The sequence below is a fragment of the Pseudomonas sp. Pseusp15 genome (assembly GCF_059492165.1).
Genome location: NZ_CP168523.1, coordinates 1,484,148 through 1,503,028, shown reverse-complemented (window position 1 = coordinate 1,503,028; position 18,881 = coordinate 1,484,148). Strand labels below are relative to the sequence as shown.

General features: G+C 59.6%; 17 protein-coding genes and 2 pseudogenes. 13 read left to right on the top strand and 6 right to left on the bottom strand.

Annotation, left to right across the window (positions count from 1 at the left end; all coding sequences use genetic code 11):
- Positions 1–50: 50 nt before the first annotated feature.
- Genes ACEN8R_RS06855 through ACEN8R_RS06845 form a run of 3 tightly spaced genes read left to right on the top strand, consistent with a single transcriptional unit; the run spans position 51 to position 2,951 of the window.
- Positions 51–1,547, top strand: a complete 1,497-nt coding sequence (locus ACEN8R_RS06855) for an MFS transporter (RefSeq protein ID WP_495624688.1) — start codon at positions 51–53, stop codon at positions 1,545–1,547.
- 6 nt (positions 1,548–1,553) lie between these two features.
- The gene (locus ACEN8R_RS06850; protein WP_111455118.1) at positions 1,554–2,585 is read left to right on the top strand and encodes an HlyD family secretion protein; all 1,032 of its coding nucleotides are present in this window, start codon (positions 1,554–1,556) and stop codon (positions 2,583–2,585) included.
- A 54-nt stretch (positions 2,586–2,639) separates the two neighbouring features.
- Positions 2,640–2,951 carry a DUF7693 family protein gene (locus tag ACEN8R_RS06845; RefSeq protein WP_081626570.1) on the top strand — a complete coding sequence of 104 codons (312 nt, stop codon included), beginning with the start codon at positions 2,640–2,642 and terminating at the stop codon, positions 2,949–2,951.
- Positions 2,952–2,956: 5 nt separating this feature from the next.
- Here the strand turns inward: ACEN8R_RS06845 and ACEN8R_RS06840 are convergent, their stop codons facing one another.
- From ACEN8R_RS06840 to ACEN8R_RS06830, 3 genes are all read right to left on the bottom strand, one after another.
- Positions 2,957–3,490: a hypothetical protein gene (locus ACEN8R_RS06840; protein WP_495624687.1), complete on the bottom strand. Its 534-nt coding sequence runs from the start codon at positions 3,488–3,490 to the stop codon at positions 2,957–2,959.
- Positions 3,491–3,571: 81 nt separating this feature from the next.
- Positions 3,572–4,375: a putative hydro-lyase gene (locus tag ACEN8R_RS06835; protein WP_495624686.1), complete on the bottom strand. Its 804-nt coding sequence runs from the start codon at positions 4,373–4,375 to the stop codon at positions 3,572–3,574.
- Positions 4,376–4,466: 91 nt separating this feature from the next.
- A complete protein-coding gene (locus tag ACEN8R_RS06830; RefSeq protein WP_495624685.1) occupies positions 4,467–5,414 on the bottom strand; it encodes a LysR family transcriptional regulator in 948 nt (315 codons plus the stop codon).
- 284 nt (positions 5,415–5,698) lie between these two features.
- Between ACEN8R_RS06830 and ACEN8R_RS06825 the strand changes: the two genes are divergently transcribed.
- Entirely contained in the window at positions 5,699–6,994 is a 1,296-nt protein-coding gene (locus ACEN8R_RS06825; RefSeq protein WP_230175042.1) for an MFS transporter, read from the top strand.
- A 121-nt stretch (positions 6,995–7,115) separates the two neighbouring features.
- Entirely contained in the window at positions 7,116–8,357 is a 1,242-nt protein-coding gene (locus tag ACEN8R_RS06820; protein WP_495624684.1) for an OprD family porin, read from the top strand.
- A 133-nt stretch (positions 8,358–8,490) separates the two neighbouring features.
- Here ACEN8R_RS06820 and ACEN8R_RS06815 read toward each other — a convergent pair.
- Positions 8,491–9,294: pseudogene (locus tag ACEN8R_RS06815) on the bottom strand (LysR substrate-binding domain-containing protein); the annotation flags it as partial.
- On the opposite strand from ACEN8R_RS06815, the pseudogene ACEN8R_RS06810 reads away from it, so the two are divergent.
- A pseudogene (locus ACEN8R_RS06810) lies at positions 9,289–9,600 on the top strand (NADPH-dependent F420 reductase); the annotation flags it as partial. The pseudogenes ACEN8R_RS06815 and ACEN8R_RS06810 overlap by 6 nt on opposite strands.
- Before the next feature lie 289 nt (positions 9,601–9,889).
- Here the strand turns inward: ACEN8R_RS06810 and ACEN8R_RS06805 are convergent.
- Entirely contained in the window at positions 9,890–11,170 is a 1,281-nt protein-coding gene (locus ACEN8R_RS06805) for a haloacid dehalogenase-like hydrolase (RefSeq protein WP_495624683.1), read from the bottom strand.
- A gap of 222 nt (positions 11,171–11,392) precedes the next feature.
- On the opposite strand from ACEN8R_RS06805, the gene ACEN8R_RS06800 reads away from it, so the two are divergent.
- Positions 11,393–12,205, top strand: a complete 813-nt coding sequence (locus ACEN8R_RS06800) for a DeoR/GlpR family DNA-binding transcription regulator (RefSeq protein ID WP_429541933.1) — start codon at positions 11,393–11,395, stop codon at positions 12,203–12,205.
- 257 nt (positions 12,206–12,462) lie between these two features.
- Here ACEN8R_RS06800 and ACEN8R_RS06795 read toward each other — a convergent pair whose 3' ends face one another.
- Positions 12,463–13,359, bottom strand: coding sequence for a LysR family transcriptional regulator (locus tag ACEN8R_RS06795; protein WP_177431133.1), 897 nt, complete (start codon positions 13,357–13,359; stop codon positions 12,463–12,465).
- A 101-nt stretch (positions 13,360–13,460) separates the two neighbouring features.
- On the opposite strand from ACEN8R_RS06795, the gene ACEN8R_RS06790 reads away from it, so the two are divergent.
- The 6 genes from ACEN8R_RS06790 to phnE (ACEN8R_RS06765) all read left to right on the top strand — a co-directional run bounded on the left by ACEN8R_RS06790 (position 13,461) and on the right by phnE (ACEN8R_RS06765) (position 18,796).
- Positions 13,461–14,123, top strand: coding sequence for an NADPH-dependent F420 reductase (locus tag ACEN8R_RS06790; RefSeq protein WP_495625003.1), 663 nt, complete (start codon positions 13,461–13,463; stop codon positions 14,121–14,123).
- 572 nt (positions 14,124–14,695) lie between these two features.
- Positions 14,696–15,031: a c-type cytochrome gene (locus ACEN8R_RS06785; protein ID WP_111455126.1), complete on the top strand. Its 336-nt coding sequence runs from the start codon at positions 14,696–14,698 to the stop codon at positions 15,029–15,031.
- Positions 15,032–15,565: 534 nt separating this feature from the next.
- Positions 15,566–16,417, top strand: a complete 852-nt coding sequence (locus ACEN8R_RS06780; RefSeq protein WP_018925643.1) for a putative selenate ABC transporter substrate-binding protein — start codon at positions 15,566–15,568, stop codon at positions 16,415–16,417.
- Complete coding sequence (locus ACEN8R_RS06775; RefSeq protein ID WP_018925642.1) at positions 16,414–17,211, top strand: phosphonate ABC transporter ATP-binding protein; 798 nt, start codon at positions 16,414–16,416, stop codon at positions 17,209–17,211. Before ACEN8R_RS06780 ends, ACEN8R_RS06775 begins: the two co-directional genes overlap by 4 nt.
- On the top strand, positions 17,205–18,032 hold the full coding sequence (gene phnE, locus ACEN8R_RS06770) for a phosphonate ABC transporter, permease protein PhnE (RefSeq protein ID WP_018925641.1): 828 nt from the start codon (positions 17,205–17,207) through the stop codon (positions 18,030–18,032). Before ACEN8R_RS06775 ends, phnE (ACEN8R_RS06770) begins: the two co-directional genes overlap by 7 nt.
- Entirely contained in the window at positions 18,029–18,796 is a 768-nt protein-coding gene (gene phnE, locus ACEN8R_RS06765) for a phosphonate ABC transporter, permease protein PhnE (protein WP_018925640.1), read from the top strand. Before phnE (ACEN8R_RS06770) ends, phnE (ACEN8R_RS06765) begins: the two co-directional genes overlap by 4 nt.
- Positions 18,797–18,881 lie beyond the last annotated feature (85 nt).

Sequence of the window (18,881 nt, the reverse complement as noted above, 5' to 3'; positions counted from 1 at the left end):
CGGACGTCCCTGCTACCACAACGCCCGGGGCCAAACCCTCGATACGCCCAATGGCAGGTCTCGTCGGGATTTTCATCGCAGCCATGATGGCGGGTTTGAACACCCGCGTCGGCGCATTGGCGTTGGCGGATGTACGCGGCGCACTCGGTTTTGGCCTCGACGACGCCTCCTGGCTGACCACCGCGTACAGCGCCGGGGAACTGATTGCCATGCCCTTTGCGGCGTGGTTTGCCATTACCCTTTCGCTGCGTCGCTTCGAGCTGTGGATGCTCGGCAGTTGTGCACTGCTGGCGGTGATCCTGCCCTTCATCCACGATCTGAACCTGCTGCTGACCTTGCGCTTTGTGCAAGGCATTGCCTGCGGCACGACGATTCCGTTGCTGATGATGGCGGCGCTGAAATTCCTGCCAGCGCCCATCCGGCTGTATGGGCTGGCGTTGTATGCGATGACCGCGACCTTCGCGCCCAATCTCTCGATCTGGCTGGCCGGGTACTGGACGGATGGGCTGTTCGACTGGCGCTGGGTGTACTGGCAGATCATTCCCCTGACCCTCATCGCCGGATTGTTGGTCGGGTGGGGACTGCCGCGGGAGCCCATCCAGATCCCACGCTTTGGGCAGGCCAATTGGTCCGGCATGACCTGCGGTGTGCCCGCGCTCGGCTTGATCACCGTCGCACTGGATCAAGGCGTACGGCTGGACTGGTTTCATTCGCCCTTGATCACCTTATCGCTGGTGGCCGGGCTGGCCCTGCTGGCCGTCTACCTGCTGACCGAGTGGTATCACCCCTCACCGTTCATCAAATTGCAGATTCTCGGCCGCCGCAACCTGGGGCTGGGCTGCATTCTGTTCGTCTGCCTGCTGGTGGTGCTGATGTCCAGCTCACTCTTGCCGGCCAGTTATCTCGGCCCTTTGCAGAACTACCGGCCCCTGCAAATGGCATCGATCGGTTTGATCGTCGCCTTGCCGCAACTGGTCCTGGGGCCTGTGGTGGCGCTGCTGCTGTATCAGAAGCGGGTCGATGCGCGCATCGTGTTCGCGTTGGGGCTGTTGTTGATCGCGCTGGCTTGTTTTTGCGGGGCGCAATTGACTTCCGACTGGAACCGCGAGCAGTTCGTCGTGGTGCAAACGCTGCAAGCGTTCGGCCAGCCAATGGCGGTGGTATCGATGCTGTTTCTGGTCACCAGCGTTGTGCAGCCCCCCGAAGGACCTTATGTGTCCGGCACCATCAACACCCTGCGCGCCTTCGGTTCACTGGCCGGTGCGGCAGTGGTCGGACAGCTGATGACCGTGCGCAGTCGTTTCCATGGGGAAATGCTGCTGGACCATGCAGCCCTGACAGATAACGCCCTGGCGCTTGAGCCGTCCCAACTGATGGACCTCATCGGCCAGCAGTCGCAGGTGCTGTCGATCGCCGACGCCTATCGCGTGCTGGGCATTCTGGCGCTGGTGTTGATTCCTCTGGTGCTGCGGCTGACCTACATCCCCGCACCCGACGTGCGCGCGGCCTCACCCTCTACCTCTCCTTCATCTTCCTCACACGGATAACTCATCATGGCCTTGCCAAAGAAAGCCAGGATCATCAGTGCGGTGCTACTGCTTGCAGTGGCGATCGGCGGTGTTCTCTATCTCAATCGCCCCGAATCCAGCGCATCGACCCAGTCCACGGACGATGCCTACGTCCTCGCCGACTTCACCACGGTTGCACCGCAGGTGTCGGGAACGGTCGACTCAGTGATGGTCGAAGACAACCAGCTGGTCAAGAAAGGCGATCTACTCGCAATCATTGACGACCGTGATTTCGTTGCGACCCTGAACGCGGCGAAGGCCGAGGTCGCCAGTGCCCGGGCCGGCATCGCCAGCCTGCAAGCGCACCTGATTCAGCAGGAAACCGCCATCCGCCAGGCCCAAGCGGCCGTTGCCGCAGACGATGCTGCGCTCAAGCTGGCCAGCGTCAATCAGACCCGTTATCGCAACCTGGCCACCGACGGCTCGGGAACGGTGCAAGCGCGGCAACAGGCCGAAGCGCAACTGAGCATTCAACAGGCCCGTGGGGAAACGAGCCAGGCAGGTTTACAGGCCGCTCGGCAACAAGTGGATATCCTGAAAGCTGATCTGGAGAAAGCCAGGGCGGCTCTTGCCCACGCTCAAGCCGCACAAGCCACCGCAGAGCTGAAACTTTCCTACACCCGCATCACGGCGCCAATCGGCGGCACGATCGGGCAGAAATCGGTACGTATCGGCGCCTTCGTCAATGCAGGGAAACCCTTGCTGGCGATTGTTCCGCTCGATGCCGTCTATGTCACGGCCAACTACAGGGAGACGCAACTGGCGCGCGTACAAAAGGGTCAAGCCGTGGATATCGAGGTGGATGCCTTGCCGGGCGAGACGCTGCAAGGAACGGTGGACAGCCTGGGACCGGCCAGCGGAGTCACCTACTCCGCCGTCGCGCCGCACAACGCCACCGGCAACTTCACGAAGATCGTCCAGCGCTTGCCTGTACGCATTCGCATCGATCCCGATCAGCCCGCGGCGGCGAAGCTGCGAGTCGGCATGTCCGTGACGCCGAAAATCCGTATCCGGTGATATGACGCCGGCGTGTCTCGTTACAATGCTCCAAAGCTACTCCCAAGAATGAGAATGACCTTGCAGAGCCTAACCCCGACACCCGCCCTCACCGCCCGCGAAGTCTGCCAACGCCTGCGAGACGCCGCCCTGGAAGTCCTCCCGTTGCGGCGCCTCCACGAACCGTGTGAACCCGGTCAGGTACAGGTCGATATCGAAGGCTGGCATCTGACCCTCGACTTCGACGGCAACCGCTTGCACCACTGCCAACACTGCCGGAGTCCGGACGGTCGCGAGGGAACACTCCAGGCCTGGCGTTACGGCACTGACCCGGTCAGTTTACTGAGCACCTGGGAGTTGGCGCAGGTTGAGCGACTATTGAGATAGCGCGATCAGCCCTGCTTCACGTAATGGATCACCTCTTCAAGCGTGTCTATGTCTGGAGCATTGCTCACTAACGCTTGCGGGCGGCACCATGGGTAATCCAGATGCGATAGCCACTCCATGATGCAGTGCAGATCAGTCGCTGGCAGGGTTTTCATGTGCTCGATGGTGATAGTGAGCCTCTGGACAAGTCCCGACTCGGGGCTGAACTGCCATTCATACAGACCGCAACCGACCCGGGCGTCGCCGGAGTGCTTGTCGGACATGCCGACCAGCCATTTGCACTGGAAGGTTTTGGCCTGCGGTTCAGGTGGGTGTCCCAGGCAGAAGGTATAGACGTTTTCGAAGGTCTGGCCGAACCGCCTGACCAGCACATCACCGATAGGCCCAAGGCCTTCGACGTGGGGTGGAAACGAGATGGATCCGGTGTGCACGACCATGTCCAGGATCGCGTCCGGCGCAAAGGCCTGGTCTAACAAATGTGGACGGTTGCCGTCCTTGGCTTTGATGTACTGTCGAATCGATAGTTGAGCAGTGTTCATTGTGTGTCCGTCGCATCCATTCTGGGTTGAGAGCCGCCTCATACGAGGCTCACATGACTATTACACAGACCCCGTACGCCTTTATAAAGCGCTATTCCACAAATCCGTCACCAGCATGCAACCGGGCGCATGGGTGATGCACAGCGGCGGACGTGAAGCTTGCACCACCGATTGCGGGGTCACGCCGCAGGCCCAGAACACCGGGATTTCGTCGGCTTCGATCGGTACGGCATCGCCGTAGTCCGGGTTGCTTAGCGAATGGATGCCGATTAGCGCCGGATCACCGATGTGTACGGGCGCCCCATGGACATTGGGCATGCGTGCGGTGATCTGAATCGCCTGGATCACTGCGGCGGCTTTCATCGGGCGCATGCTCACCACCATTTTGCCAGACAGGCGAGCGGTGGAACGTGTGTCGATGTTGGTCCGGAACATTGCGACATTGCGCCCCAGATCTATGTGCCTGAGGCGGATACCAGCCTCAAGCAGAGGTTGTTCAAAAGAGAACGAGCAGCCGAGGGCAAAGGCGACCATGTCGTCCTGCCACAAATGCTCGATATCCGACGGTTCTTCGCTCAGCTCGCCATGGCGATAGACCCTGTATCGGGGCACGTCATGGCGGATATCAATGGCCGTCCCGAGATTACGAAAATATGGATCACCCGGTTCAGTAACGTCGAGCACCGGACATGCCTGCCGATTGAGTGTGCAATACCGGAGAAACTCGTTAGCCCAATCAGTGGGCAGAATCACGATATTGGCTTGCACCCGACCTTGGGCCAAGCCGCTGGTGTGGTCCCGATATTGCCCGGCGGCGATGCTTTGGCGCAGGGCCAAAGGGGAACGCTGCTGTAATTGCTCAAAGGACAGGACTGACTGATTCATCACGGCATCTCTTCAGGTTCGATGACTCTTTTTAGAAAACCATGACGACGCCGTCCAACTAGGAATGTTGTTACCCCCGAACAACTAATAATTATTCAAGGGGCTGTCGACTGTTGAGACCGGGCGTTGGAACCATTCGAAGCGGGCCGACATCCTCAGCGTATTGGCAAACCACTTGGCGGCTCATGTTTACGATGCTCTCGATCAATTCCAGGCCGACCCCGGCGCGCCACGAAGCCACGACATCCAATTGCGGCAAGCTTGTGCCCGGTTCCAGCTGAATCAGCTCGCCACTGGCCAAGGGCTTAGCCACTAATGCGGCCGGTAATGCGCCAATACCGAAGCCGTCTCGAATCAACCGGGTCATGGCCGAAACAGAGTTGACGCAACTGACTCGCGGCGTACTGATGCCATGGGCGTGCATAAGGTTGAGCACATCCTGATGGGGTCGTGAGTTTTTAACGAAGGTGATGATGCGCTCGCTGGCCAACTCGGCAAGGGAGGCAAAGGGGCGGGCATAGATTGAGTTGCTGGCGGCGATCCAGTGCATGGGATAGTGCGCCAGTTCGAGATTACGTACGCTTTCGTGGCGGATCAGGTCAGTCTGGAAAACGATGTCCAGATAGCCCTTTTGCAGCTGGTCGCACAGGTTGCGCGCGGCGTCGGCGTTGATCTCGATTTCCACGGTGGGGAAAGTCTGCATCAAGGTCGACATGAACGGGCTGAGCCAGGTGTGGATCACCGTATCCATCACGCCGATACGCACCAGGCCCTGCTGCTGGCTGGTGTTGTCCAGCGAGTGCTTCAACGCTCGCTGAACCTCAAGCATCTGCTCGGCATAGTCGAGCACTTTCACACCTTCGGGTGTTAGCGACACCCCCCGCGAATCACGCACGAACAAGCGCAGGCCCAACTCCTCTTCCAGCGAGGCAATCCGGCTGGAGATGGCGGCCTGAGTGCTGAACATTTTCTCCGCGGTCAGGCTGAAGCTTTGCAGTCGGGCAACCCAGACGAAGGTTTCGAGAAATTTGAGGTTCATGGCGACTCTCGTGGCTTTCGCAGCTTTTGTATGTGGGAGTGCGGACACTGCTCTCCCACAGGGAAACATGTTCGGCACCTGGCAATTGTTACTCCAGAAGCCGTCGCGCAGGTATCAAATTTTCTTATGTGCAACCTCGCTTTTTTCCCGTTTGACGCCATTCTGCCGCGGCGCGAAGAATCCACGCCATGACGCAGCCACTGCGCCTGCCTCCCACGACACCGCCTTCACAAAAAAATAATGAGGCGTGTCCGTCATCTTCGCTTGCTGCCGCAGGAACCCCTATGGAAAAGACCATAATTGACAGCGTGCCTTCAGGCACGGGCCGCGCCGGTCCGTTCAGTTGGTACGGCCCTCTGTCAAAAAATGAAAAACGCACATTCTGGAGCTGCAAAATCGGCTATGCCCTGGACGGCATGGACACCCAGATGCTGAGTTTCGTCATTCCCACACTGATCGCCACCTGGGGCATCTCCAAGGGGGATGCCGGAATGATCGGCACCTGTACGCTGCTGGCCTCGGCGGCAGGCGGGTGGGTTGCCGGGATTTTGTCCGACCGCATCGGCCGGGTACGAACCCTGCAACTGACGGTCCTGTGGTTCGCGTTCTTCACCTTTTTGTGTGGGCTGGCGCAGAACTACGAGCAATTGCTGGTGGCCCGGACGTTGATGGGCTTTGGCTTCGGTGGAGAGTGGACGGCGGGCGCGGTGCTGATCGGCGAAGTGATTCGCTCACAGGATCGGGGCAAAGCGGTAGGCATGGTGCAGGCCGGGTGGGCTCTGGGTTGGGGGCTGACGGCGTTGCTCTATGCCGGGTTGTTCAGCTTTCTACCGCCGGAAGAAGCCTGGCGGGCGCTGTTCATGATCGGGTTGGTGCCGGCGTTGTTTGTGCTGGTGATTCGCCGGCTGGTCAAGGAATCGGACACCTTTGAGCACACCCGGCGTGAGCGCAAGGCCAAACCCGAGCAGGATTCGCCGTGGGCGTTCTTCGAAATCTTCGCACCACGGATGCTCAGCACCACCTTGCGTGCGTCGTTGCTGACCACCGGCGCGCTGGGCGGCTACTACGCGATCACCACCTGGTTGCCGACCTACCTGAAAACCGAACGGGGCCTGAGCGTGCTCGGCACCGGGGGATATCTGGCGATGGTTATCGTCGGTTCGTACATTGGTTATGTGACCAGTGCACTGCTGACCGATGCCATCGGTCGCAAGAAGAACTTCATCCTGTTCGCTGTCGGCTCCATGGCAATAGTCCTGGCCTACACCCAGTTGCCCATCGATAACAGCTTGATGCTCTGGCTCGGGTTCCCGCTGGGCTTTTTCGCCTCGGGCATCTTCGCCGGCATGGGGGCTTTTCTCACTGAGTTGTTTCCGACTCGCATGCGTGGTTCGGGCCAGGGCTTCTGCTACAACGCCGGACGCTCCATCGCCGCGCTGTTCCCGTTGCTCATCGGTGCGCTGAGCGACAAGCTGCCAATTGGTACGGGTATCGGAATCTTCGCAGCAGGTGCTTATGGCGTGGTGATTCTGGCGGCGCTGAGTCTGCCGGAAACCCGCGGTCGACAACTCGAGTCCTGAGCCCCGACACGTCTGAGCAAGACTGCTCAGACGTCGCTGATCCACTTCTTATCGACAACATCGGTCGCGAGCGGCAACGCCCCCCGAGAGGGTTCGCTCGCGCCTGCAAAAGGAGCATGGCATGAACGATTTCATTTCCACCCAGCGCGTGTACGTCCCGGTTGGCACATTGCTCGGCTTGAGCCTGTTCTGTGCACCGGTTGCCCAGGCGGATTTCATTGCCGACAGTAAAGGCAGTCTCGAAGCGCGCAACTTCTATTTCAATCGCGATTTCCGCCAGGCAGGTTCGCGGGACAAGGCAGAGGAATGGGCGCAGGGTTTCCTGTTGCGGATGGAGTCCGGTTACACCGCCGGCACTCTGGGCTTTGGCCTGGATGCCTTGGGCATGGCCGGTTTCAAACTGGACTCCGGTGGGGGGACGGCGGGCACCAATCTGTTGCCGGCAGATTTGTCCGGTGGCTCCCAGAATAGCTACAGCAAATTGGGCATGACCGCCAAAGTGCGCTTGTCCAACAGCACCCTGAAGCTTGGGACTTTGCAAATCAAGGACCCGGTAGTGAACTCCAATGACACTCGTTTGTTGCCGTCAACCTTCAAGGGCGGCATGGTCAATGTGCAGGAAATCGACCGTTTGAAACTTACAGGAGGTCAACTCACACAGATCAATGTTGTTGACTCTACCAATTATCAGAACATGACCGCCAACCGCATCGGCGGGCAAAGCGACAAGTTCCAGTTTGCCGGGGCTGACTATCAGTTCATGCCAAACCTGACTGCGCAGTACCGCTATGGCACGCTGGAGAATATCTACCAGCAGAACTACCTCGGGCTGGTGCACTTGCTGGACCTGGGCAAGGGCCAGTCGCTCAAGAGCGACGTGCGCTATGCGCGCAGTACCGAAGACGGCAGCTTCCGTGAGCTCGACAACAAGGCCTTTGGTGCACTGTTTACCTACAGCCTTGGTGGCCATGCTCTGGGCTTCGGCTACCAACGCATGAGCGGCAACGATCCGTTTCCGTATATTGGGCGCAGCGATCCATTCCTGGTCAACTTCGTGCAGATCGGCGACTTCGCCAACATCGACGAGCATTCCTGGCAAGCACGCTACGACTACAACTTTGCCGCACTCGGTGTGCCGGGGCTGAGCTTTATGACCCGCTACATCTCTGGCGACAATGTGCAACGCGCAGCGCCAGGTGAAGGCAAGGAATGGGAGCGCAACACCGATATCGCTTACGTGGTGCAGGACGGTACGCTGAAAGGGCTGGGCCTCAAATGGCGCAACGCGTCGGTGCGTTCGAACTTCGGTAATGATCTGGATGAGAACCGCTTGATCCTCAGCTACACCCTGGCGCTTTGGTAAATGCCAGTCAGTTAAGGCGCAGCTTCTTTTGCCGGCTAGCTTCAGGTCATGCCTATGAACCCTTGCTACCGCGGAATACACAAGGCCGAGATCAATCACAAGCCAATGCGGCTGAGACAACTCAAAAGCCTGCTCAAGGAGCACCAAAGCGGACGAGCGCAGCCTCGATAAATCGTCGGAGTTTGGCTGTTCTCTGACGATTGGCCGTGTAGAGCAAATGCATTTGTCGGCTCGGTGCTTCGTAATCAGCTAACAGTCGAACCAACTCGCCGCTGCGCAACGCGGGCTCAAGAAAGTCTTCGGGACCAAGGACAATCCCGAACCCGTCCAGCGTTGCCGACAGCAGTGCTTTGCTCTCGTTGACCTGCAATCGACTGACGACTTGTACCCGTTCAACTGCGGAGCCTTTGCAGAATACCCATTCGCGGTCGGCCGGCCGGGACCAATAGGCATACCCCAGACACTCATGGTTCTTCAGATCATCCGGTATTTGTGGCACTCCGCGGTCGGTCAGGTAGCTCGGTGCTGCACAGGCTACCAACCGATAAGGTGCCAACGGCCTGGCGGTCAAACTGGACGCGGTCAACGGGCCAATTCTGAAAGTCACTTCATAACCCTCCTCCACCAGATCGACGAAGCGATCGGTCAAATGCAAATCGATTTCGACTTCCGGGTGTTGACGCAAAAACTCCGTCACAAAAGGCATGAGGCTATAGGAGCCGAACGTGACGGGAGCACTGATTTTCAGTTTGCCGCGCGGGGTGTCGTTCATGATCTGCGCAAGGGAGTCGGCAGCCTGAGCTTCGCTCAAAATGTGCTTACAGCGTTCGTAGTAAGCGCTACCCAACTCAGTCAGGCTCTGGCGTCGGGTGGTACGGTTCAGTAGCCGTGCACCTAGCCGCTGCTCAAGCGCGGAAACATGCTTGGCCACCATCTGCGCCTGGTCAAGGTGTTCAATGCAATCCTCGCCCAGGACCTGGTGCAGGACACGCGCTCGAAAGCAGCGCCCGACCGACGCGCACTGCCGATCGCGGCGGATGATCCGGCGGCGAAAGCGCTGGTGATCAAGTTACTGGACGAGATTGGATTCGACGCGGTAGATGCGGGCAGTCTTGATGAAAGCTGGCGATTCGAACGGGCTAAACCCGCCTACTGCATACCGCTGGATAAAGAGGGGCTGAAGGTTGCCTTGGCTGCGGCCCATCGGCAGGTCGAATTGCCCGAGGGATCGTGGCGCCGCTGAATAGCCCACAACCTGCTGGATCGAGAGAAGGCTTGGAGCTGACTGCGGACAGTCAGCTTTGGGTTGTGGATTCAACCGGTCGACGTAACAGGCAGCATTCGGCCAAAAAGCGGTCTGTGGAGCGCGCCTCGTAATTCCAGGGTCACTCACAATTTTGACTCGATACGACTGACTCACTCGGGCCGGTAGCGGTAACGACTTTCCGGCGCAGAATCATCATTCCCGCAGGTACAAGGCGAGTTGCACTGCGGCTCGCGGATGGCCGCCGGCCACCCGCGAGCCAGTGCCATCAAGCCAGCAGCTTAAGCTCGTCTTTACCGTACTTGAGCGATTTCTCGTCTGGAATCATCAGGCCAGTGTGCTCGTTGCGCCCCTGCAGGATGAAGCGGGCGTTCGGGGTGCCCAACTGGGTAGCGGCCTGCTGGCTGTCGGCGCCGATCTCGCCCTTCTTCATGCGGTTGACGATCACCCCCACCGCCGTATCGTTGAAGTCGCGCAGCATCCAGGCATCGCCATCGCTGTCGCCAGCCACCAACACCGGGCCATAGCCCTTCTGTTTAACCAGCACGTTCTTGATGCCGACGGTCTTGCCCGGCCCGTAGTTGAAGTGCCAGTCCGGCTGATAGCGAGTGGTGTACTTGCCGCCTTCCATCGCCATGCGCAGGCCGATCACGTTCTCAGGCGGAACGTCGTATCCGTAATGAGAATTGCCCGCGAACACGCGTACCACATCGTCGATGGAGGCGGTGCTGACATAGACGTCGATGCCGTTGGCGCGCAGCGTGTGCATCAGGCCGCGGATTTCCTCATGGATGCGGATGCCATGAAAGTGCGTATCCGCCACCACCCCGGCCTTGCCCGGCAACGTGCGTGAGCTCTCGTACTTGACCTTGCGCAGTGCGTCGCCGATGGCGTAGTTGTTGGAAGCCTCGGCCATCGCCTGCAACTCAGCCGTGGTCATGTTCTTGTAGAAATACAGAATCCACTTATAGCCGATCTCCACCGGGTAACTGTCGCAGATCGCGTCGTACATAAAGTAGAGCTTGGCGAGAAAATCCTTGTACTGCTCGCTGGCCTGAATCTCTTCCAGGCTCTTGTCGCCGGCGAGCCCCTTGTAGTTGGCGTGCAACCAGCGGTAATCCGCTTCTACGTCGCTGGCGATGTCTTCCATCTTGACCGGCTTGCCGTCCACCGTGGTGTAGTCCTTCATGAACGCGCCGTTCGGCACGTCCTGACGCACCACCTCAGCGAACTCATCGGGCGTCAGCTTGTACTGCAGATGATTGATCTGGTAGACCAGCAGCGCTTCTTCACAGTCGTTCATGATGCAGGTGTTGTCCCAGTCGAACACCGCGTACGGGCGCTGGTCAGGGCGGTAGGACGCGCTCTTGACGCCGTGCTCATCGATCACCGCCTGCAGACGCTTTTGGTTGAGCGGCGACCAGCGCGCCGGGTCCAGCGCACTTGGTGTGGCCGGGGGCGTGGCGGCTTGCGTTATGCGGGACGACAACAACAGCGGACTGACAACGGAAACGGTGGCGAGGGTGTTCAGAAACTGGCGACGCTGCATGGCATAGCTCCTACTTCTAAATGAGAGGTTACAACCGAGGCGATGGCGAAAGCGTGTTTCGAAATGCGGACGAGGGGAAGAAACCGTCCGGCCACGAGGCTAGCTCCAAATACACAAAAAAACAATAATGCCTCAATATCACACAAACATGACGCGCAGGCTGCGCCAACCCAATGATCACAAGGCCGCGCCAAACTTGACAGCGACTGACGCCTCTCCACAATGCGTGCTCGGACAGCGACTCGAACAGCAGGGACACCCGGTATGTGGCAAGAAGAGCGTTACCAGCGGATCCGCGCACTACTATCGACTTTGCAGCGCGTCACCACCGACCGCATTGTCACGGAGCTGAACGTTTCACGCGAGACGGTGCGACGCGACCTGGTCGCTCTGGAGGAACAGGGGGAGTTGAAGCGGATACACGGCGGCGCCATCCGCGTTGAAGACGAAGCGCCCATCGCCGAGCGGGCGAACATCAACGTCAAATTCAAGCGTGACCTCGCGCGCGCAGCGGTCAGTCTGCTGTCGCACGGACAGACTGTGTTTATCGACGCGGGCACCACCACCGTCATCCTCGCCGAAGAGCTGGCCAAGCTGGGAGGGCTGACCGTGATCACCAACTCGTTCAACGTGGCGTTGCAATTGCGTAATCCCGCTGTGCCAGGCGGCCAGCACAACGAGGTGATCGTACTGGGCGGTTCACTCGGCGACCGTGCTCCCGCTACGGTTGGCGGCACCACGGTGGCGGAAATTGGCCGCTATCGGGCCGACCTCGCGCTGTTATCGCCCGTCGGCATCGACGCCCAGCGCGGTGCCAGCAACTACGACCACCGCGAAGCCGAAGTGGCGCGCGCCATGGCCGACAATGCCGAAGGCGTGGTCATCCTCGCCGACTACAGCAAGATCGGCGTGGAGAGCCGCGTCGCTTTCTGCCCGCCAGAACGCATCGACGTGCTCATCACCAACCACAAGGCCAGTACCGAAGCGGCGTTCGCCGCACTGAACGCCAAGCTCAAACGTATTGTCCTGGTGTAGTAGTGGCTCGGCGGTTGCAACAGGCATTGACGCAGCGTGATGCTCCAGTGCGGCGCAACCGGGTAGATCTTGCACGACGCGACTCTCGGCGCGGGCAAACTGACCGTAACTGCATTGGCTGCGATCGCTTGCAATGGGTCGTTTACTGCCCTTGGCGACAGGCAACAATCGGCCCAACAACAGCCAGTCAATGAAGCAGTGGCCTGCGACCGCGATCAATCACAAGCCAATGCGGCTGAGACAACTCAAAAGCCTGCTCAAGGAGCACCAAAGCGGACGAGCGCAGCCTCGATAAATCGTCGGAGTTTGGCTGTTCTCTGACGATTGGCCGTGTAGAGCAAATGCATTTGTCGGCTCGGTGCTTCGTAATCAGCTAACAGTCGAACCAACTCACCGCTGCGCAACGCGGGCTCAAGAAAGTCTTCGGGACCAAGGACAATCCCGAACCCGTCCAGCGCTGCCGACAGCAGTGCTTTGCTCTCGTTGACCTGCAATCGACTGACGACTTGTACCCGTTCAACTGCGGAGCCTTTGCAGAATACCCATTCGCGGTCGGCCGGCCGGGACCAATAGGCATACCCCAGACACTCATGGTTCTTCAGATCATCCGGTATTTGTGGCACTCCGCGGTCGATCAGGTAGCTCGGTGCCGCACAGGCTACCAACCGATAAGGCGCCAACGGCCTGGCGGTCAAACTGGACGCGGTCAACGGGCCAATTCTGAAAGTCACTTCATAACCCTCCTCCACCAGATCGACGAAGCGATCGGTCAAATGCAGATCGATTTCGACTTCCGGATGTTGACGCAAAAACTCCGTCACAAAAGGCATGAGGCTATAGGAACCGAACGTGACGGGAGCGCTGATTTTCAGTTTGCCGCGCGGGGTGTCGTTCATGATCTGCGCCAGGGAGTCGGCAGCCTGAGCTTCGCTCAAAATGTGCTTACAGCGTTCGTAGTAAGCGCTGCCCAACTCAGTCAGGCTCTGGCGTCGGGTGGTCCGGTTCAGCAGCCGCGCACCTAGCCTCTGCTCAAGCGCGGCAACATGCTTGGCCACCATCTGCGCCGACAGGCCCAATCGCTCGGCAGCACTGGCATAGGAGCCGGATTCCGCCGCCATCACAAACGCTCCCATGCTCGTCAGACGGTCCATCATTCAACACTCCTGGTAACGAGACTAAGTAGCCGATGATTATTTATCTGCTGTTGGTTGGCAATCATCATGGTTTCTTCTTACTTAACCAGCGGAGCAAGGACATGCGTATCGGCATTATTGGGGCAGGCTTCATCGGACGTGCAGTGGCGCAATTGGTCATCGCCGCGGGACACGAGGCGATGCTCAGCAATTCACGTGGGCCACAGACCATGAGCAGCGTGCGCAATGGCATTCCTGGCAGTCAGGTCGGCACTATCGAGGACGCAGCACAATTTGGCGAAGTTGTACTCGTGGCAATTCCTCTTGAGCATTACCGAAGCGTGCCGGCCAAGTGGCTAGAGGGCAAAACCGTGCTGGATGCCAATAATTACTACCCGGAGCGCGACGGTCACATTGCCGCTCTCGACCGATTCGAAACCACCACCAGCCGCTTGCTCGCCGAGCACCTGCCCCACTCCAGCGTGGTCAAGGTGTTCAATGCAATCCTTGCCCAGGACCTGGTGCAGGACGCGCGCCCGAAAGCAGCGCCCGACCGACGCGCACTGCCGATCGCGGCGGATGATCCGGCGGCGAAAGCGCTGGTGATCAAGTTACTGGACGAGATTGGATTCGACGCGGTAGATGCGGGCAGTCTTGATGAAAGCTGGCGATTCGAACGGGCTAAACCCGCCTACTGCATACCGCTGGATAAAGAGGGGCTGAAGGTTGCCTTGGCTGCGGCCCATCGGCAGGTCGAATTGCCCGAGGGATCGTGGCGCCGCTGAATAGCCCACAACCTGCTGGATCGAGAGAAGGCTTGGAGCTGACTGCGGACAGTGTCAGCTTTGGGTTGTGGATTTCGGTCAGTCGCGACTCGCAGCAATCGGCCAGAAGCAGTCAATCGCTAAAACTCCAGCACCCCAAATGGGCCGCTTTTTCTGCATATCTGCACGACTGGATAGCTAAGCGGCGCGTACTCGCGCCGAATACCCAAAATCCTTTAATCGCCTCACATCATGAACAAGACACGGAGAGCCCTATGGAGCAGCACAAACACATTTGCGGCACAGACGAGATCAGAGTTCACCTTAAGGACGGTAGCGAGCTTAAGTACTGGGCACAAAAAAATTGTGGATTCCAAGAATGAGATAAGATCAGCCGTCAAGGAGGCTGGCGAGTCGCTTACCGCAGTCCAGCGGCGGATCAAGCTAATCCAGCACGCATGAGAAAGCAGTCCGGCCCAGTTTCGGGATTCGCTACCTGAAGTCCTCTCGCCCATCGCCATTCGCCTCCTGCTACGCTCTCACTTAGCGCCCCTAAGCAGCTCACGGCATCGTTGGGTCGCCAGGAGCCTAAAATGAAATGCGCATTTCTGACGTTCATAACCCTACTCACCTGCTCATCGGCAATAGCATCACCGCCAGATGGAGAAACACTTTTTCAAGATAACTGCATTGTTTGTCACGGGCCTCGAGGCACGGGAGGATCGGCACCTAAGCTGGCCGGAGATGCCAGTGAATGGAAATCAAAAGTATTTGAGCGAGCAGTGCTGAGCGGTATCGACGACCATGGGAAGCCTCTGAAGGCGCCAATGCCGCATTGGGCTAGCGCTAGCTTCAAATCTGACAGCGGTGTAAAGCCAAGCAAACTTGAAATTGATGCAATTCAGAAATACCTGCATCAGCAAAAGTAGTGTGCTTGCTTCGACCGAATGCTTTCGTTTCGGCGACATGCTTTTCACGCAGTGCTCACAGAATGGAGCGCAGACTACCCCTGCTCCTTTGAAGAATTCCCATTTGGCCCGCCCGCATGCGGGCCATTTTTTTGGCTGCTACGCGCTCCTGATTCAAAGGAGAAGTGGCCATACCTGACGTCTATGTTTCGCATCTTCGGCAGCTTCATCGACGCTGAGCAGAAAGAGTGGTTAGCATCCCACAAACCTAAACGCGCCAAAGGCATCTAGCAGTACGGATGGAGCTGGCGGCCAGATCTAGGCTGCGGGCTATCGTAAGAAGTCATTTAGCACTGTTAGCATTGGCGGCTACGTTAGGTCGGGAGGCTGTTATGGAGGGCTGCTATGGGTCGTATGCCGCCCTTCGCAATAAACCGCAATAGCCCAAAAGCAGTCAATTTCGCTCCATTTCGGCTACCCTCACAAAGCGCCACGCAGCAATCACCTTGTGCCAGGCGCCTCGACATTCTTCCGTAAATGCACCGGAGATCTTCCATGCTCAAGCGTACCCTGGCACTGGCCGTCGGCTTGTCCTTGTCTTTTTGCACCCTGCTGGCGCAAGCCGCCGAGACCCTGAAAGTCAGCGCGATTCCTGATGAGGCCCCGACCGAACTGCTGCGCAAGTTCAAGCCGCTTGGCGCCTATCTGGAACAACAATTGGGCATGAAGGTCGAGTTCGTGCCCGTGAGTGACTATCCGGCGGTGGTCGAGGCGCTGGCTACCGATCGCATCGATCTGGCCTGGCTGGGCGGCTTCACGTTCGTGCAGGCACGCCTGAAAACCGGCAATGCCATTCCGTTGGTGCAGCGTGAACAGGACGCCCAATTCACCAGCAAATTCATCACCGCCGACCCAGCCGTCAAGTCCCTCGCCGATCTCAAGGGCAAGACCTTTGCCTTCGGCTCGGTGTCCTCGACTTCCGGCAGTCTCATGCCGCGCTACTTCATGCTCAAGGAGGGCATCAAGCCGGAAACGTACTTTAGCCGCGTGGGGTACTCCGGCGCCCATGACGCCACCGTTGCCTGGGTCCAGGCTGGCAAGGTCGACGCCGGGGTGCTCAACGCCAGCGTGTGGGAAAAACTGGTCGCCGCCGGCAAGGTCGATACCACCAAGGTCAAAGTGTTTTCGACCACCCCTGCGTACTTCGACTACAACTGGACGGTGCGCGGAACCCTCGACCCGGCGCTGGCGGCCAAGATAAAGGCTGCGTTCCTGGCGCTCGATCCGGCGAACCCGAGGGACAAGGAGATTCTGGACCTGCAGGCCGCCAGCCGCTTCATCGAAACCAAGCCTGAGAACTACAAGGGCATCGAGGAAGCCGCACGCGCCGCCGAACTGCTCAAATGACATTGCATCTGACCGAGGTCAGCCTTACCCACGCCAACGGTGTCCAGGCGCTGCGTGGCGTGGACCTGCACATCGGTGCACGCGAACAGGTCGCGATCATCGGCCCGTCCGGCGCGGGTAAGTCGAGTCTGCTCAACCTGCTGGCCACCGCCCTGCGACCGGGCAACGGCGAGCTGCAGGTGCTCGGCGAGCGTGTCTGGCAGCTTTCTGCCCGTCAGCGTCAGCGGCTGCGCGCGCGCATCGGCCTGATTCATCAGGCGCCTCCCCTGCCCCCGCGCCAGCGCGTGGTCACCGCGGTGCTGGCCGGCAAGCTGGGTCAGTGGGGTCTGGGCAAGAGCCTGCTGAACCTGCTGCATCCGCTGGATGTTCCGGGCGCACGCGCGGCATTGGCCAGGCTGGACCTGAGTGACAAGTTGTTCGCGCATTGCCAGCAACTGTCCGGCGGACAGCTACAGCGCGTGGGCATTGCCCGCGTGTTATATCAAGCGCCCGAGGTGTTGCTGGCCGATGAGCCGGTATCGGCCATGGACCCGGTGTTGGCCCAGCACACGCTTTCGGTGCTGTGCCGCCATGCCCGGGAGCAGAACGTCACCCTGGTCGCCAGCCTGCACGCGGTGGAGCTGGCCCTGGCGCACTTTTCGCGCATCATCGGCTTGCGTGATGGACAGATCCTGTTCGACCTTGCGGCCAGCGCCGTCGATCGCGAGCTGCTCGACAAGCTCTACGCCAATGAGCAGTTGCAGTCCTCGCCGATTCCTCCGGCTCCCTTGAGTGTGCAGATCCCCCGATGCTGACGTCTGACACCCGCGATCCGGCCGCACTGCCCCGTCTGCTGCTCACCCTGCTGGCCCTTGCCTTGCTGTGGCCCGGCATCCGCTTCAGCGAGTTGGACCTCCGCGTGCTGGTGGCGAGTGACAGTCAGAGCGAGATGGGCCGGTTTGTATCCGCCTTCTGGCCACCGGCCCATGGCGACGAGTTCATCCAGCTGTTGTTGCAAGCCACCCTGCAGACCCTGGCCATCGCCACGGCCGGCATGGCCCTGGCGTTGCTGTTGGCTGTTCCCGCCGGCCTGCTCGCCAGTCGTGCCCTGTCGCTGTCTGCTGCCTCCCGCGCTGGCCACCCGAGCTATTGGGGCCAACTGCTGCGTTGGCCCATACGCGGCTTGCTGATCTTCCTGCGCAGCGTGCCGGAAATCGTCTGGGCCCTGCTGTTCGTGCGCGCCGTCGGCCTCGGTCCGACGGCCGGGGTACTGGCCATTGCCATCACCTACAGCGGCATGTTGGGCAAGGTCTATGCGGAAATTTTCGAGTCGGTCGACCAGCGCCCGGTACACGCGCTACTGCAGTCCGGCAGTGGTCGGCTCGCCGCCTTTTGCTACGGAATCCTGCCCAATGTCGCTGCGGAACTGCTGTCGTACACGGTGTACCGCTGGGAATGCGCAATCCGCGCCTCAGTGGTGATGGGCTTCGTCGGAGCCGGCGGCCTGGGCCAGCAAATGGATTTGTCGTTGCGCATGTTCGCCGGCGGTGAAGTGGCCAGTCTGTTATTGACGTTCCTCGTCCTGGTGCTGCTCGCCGATCAACTCAGCCGTCTGCTGCGCTGGAGGCTGACATGAATCGCCTGTTCAACCTGGCACTGCTCCTGTGCATCGGCGCAGCGGTCATCGCCTCGTTCAACTACCTGGGCATCGACCTCGGCGAGCTCGGCGGCGCCGGCAACCTGAAGCAGATGGGCGCTTATGCCCAGCGTTTTCTCAGCCCGGACCTGAGCCCGGGCCATCTGCAAGCCATCGGCCACGGCGCCCTGGAAACCCTGGCCATGTCGGCCCTTGGCACCCTGCTCGCGGCGGTGTTCGGCCTGTTATTGGCATTGCCCGCAGCCGGGCGCTACGGCTGGCCTTTGCAGAGCGCGTCACGCCTGGTGCTCAACGCCTTGCGCGCGGTGCCGGAACTGGTATGGGCCGCACTGATGGTCCTGGCCGCCGGGCTCGGCCCCAACGCCGGCACCCTGGCCTTGGCCCTGCACACCACCGGCGTGCTCGGCCGGTTGTTCGCCGAAGCACTGGAAAACACCCCACCAGAACCGGCCGACGCTATCCGTTTGCAGGGCGCCAATGCCGTATGGGCGTTCTGTTACGGCACCCTGCCCAATCTGTTGCCACAGCTACTGGCCTACATCCTGTACCGCTGGGAAAACAACATCCGCATGGCCAGTGTGCTCGGCTTCGTCGGCGCCGGTGGTTTGGGGCAAATGCTCTATGTCAGCCTCAGCCTGTTCCAGGAAGCTCAAGCCAGCACGGTTATTCTGGCGATGCTGTTATTGGTCTTGGCCGTCGATACATTGAGTAGCTGGAGCCGTCAGCGTTGGGTCAAGGCTTGAGCCAGGAAAGTCAGCGCCCTTAACCCCACACTTTGTTACCGCATACCCCAGCCGGGTGTAAAAGCCTGCTTAGGTAACAGCCTCG

Bases quoted from the DNA above. Each gene is read 5' to 3' on its own strand.
- ACEN8R_RS06805 (WP_495624683.1), bottom strand. From the start codon at position 11,170: ATGCAGCGTCGCCAGTTTCTGAACACCCTCGCCACCGTTTCCGTTGTC.
- ACEN8R_RS06850 (WP_111455118.1), top strand. From the start codon at position 1,554: ATGGCCTTGCCAAAGAAAGCCAGGATCATCAGTGCGGTGCTACTGCTT.
- ACEN8R_RS06775 (WP_018925642.1), top strand. From the start codon at position 16,414: ATGACATTGCATCTGACCGAGGTCAGCCTTACCCACGCCAACGGTGTC.
- ACEN8R_RS06825 (WP_230175042.1), top strand. From the start codon at position 5,699: ATGGAAAAGACCATAATTGACAGCGTGCCTTCAGGCACGGGCCGCGCC.
- ACEN8R_RS06780 (WP_018925643.1), top strand. From the start codon at position 15,566: ATGCTCAAGCGTACCCTGGCACTGGCCGTCGGCTTGTCCTTGTCTTTT.
- ACEN8R_RS06785 (WP_111455126.1), top strand. From the start codon at position 14,696: ATGAAATGCGCATTTCTGACGTTCATAACCCTACTCACCTGCTCATCG.
- phnE (WP_018925641.1), top strand. From the start codon at position 17,205: ATGCTGACGTCTGACACCCGCGATCCGGCCGCACTGCCCCGTCTGCTG.
- phnE (WP_018925640.1), top strand. From the start codon at position 18,029: ATGAATCGCCTGTTCAACCTGGCACTGCTCCTGTGCATCGGCGCAGCG.
- ACEN8R_RS06795 (WP_177431133.1), bottom strand. From the start codon at position 13,359: ATGATGGACCGTCTGACGAGCATGGGAGCGTTTGTGATGGCGGCGGAA.
- ACEN8R_RS06840 (WP_495624687.1), bottom strand. From the start codon at position 3,490: ATGAACACTGCTCAACTATCGATTCGACAGTACATCAAAGCCAAGGAC.
- ACEN8R_RS06845 (WP_081626570.1), top strand. From the start codon at position 2,640: ATGACCTTGCAGAGCCTAACCCCGACACCCGCCCTCACCGCCCGCGAA.
- ACEN8R_RS06820 (WP_495624684.1), top strand. From the start codon at position 7,116: ATGAACGATTTCATTTCCACCCAGCGCGTGTACGTCCCGGTTGGCACA.
- ACEN8R_RS06800 (WP_429541933.1), top strand. From the start codon at position 11,393: ATGCGTGCTCGGACAGCGACTCGAACAGCAGGGACACCCGGTATGTGG.
- ACEN8R_RS06835 (WP_495624686.1), bottom strand. From the start codon at position 4,375: ATGAATCAGTCAGTCCTGTCCTTTGAGCAATTACAGCAGCGTTCCCCT.
- ACEN8R_RS06855 (WP_495624688.1), top strand. From the start codon at position 51: ATGGCAGGTCTCGTCGGGATTTTCATCGCAGCCATGATGGCGGGTTTG.
- ACEN8R_RS06790 (WP_495625003.1), top strand. From the start codon at position 13,461: ATGCGTATCGGCATTATTGGGGCAGGCTTCATCGGACGTGCAGTGGCG.
- ACEN8R_RS06830 (WP_495624685.1), bottom strand. From the start codon at position 5,414: ATGAACCTCAAATTTCTCGAAACCTTCGTCTGGGTTGCCCGACTGCAA.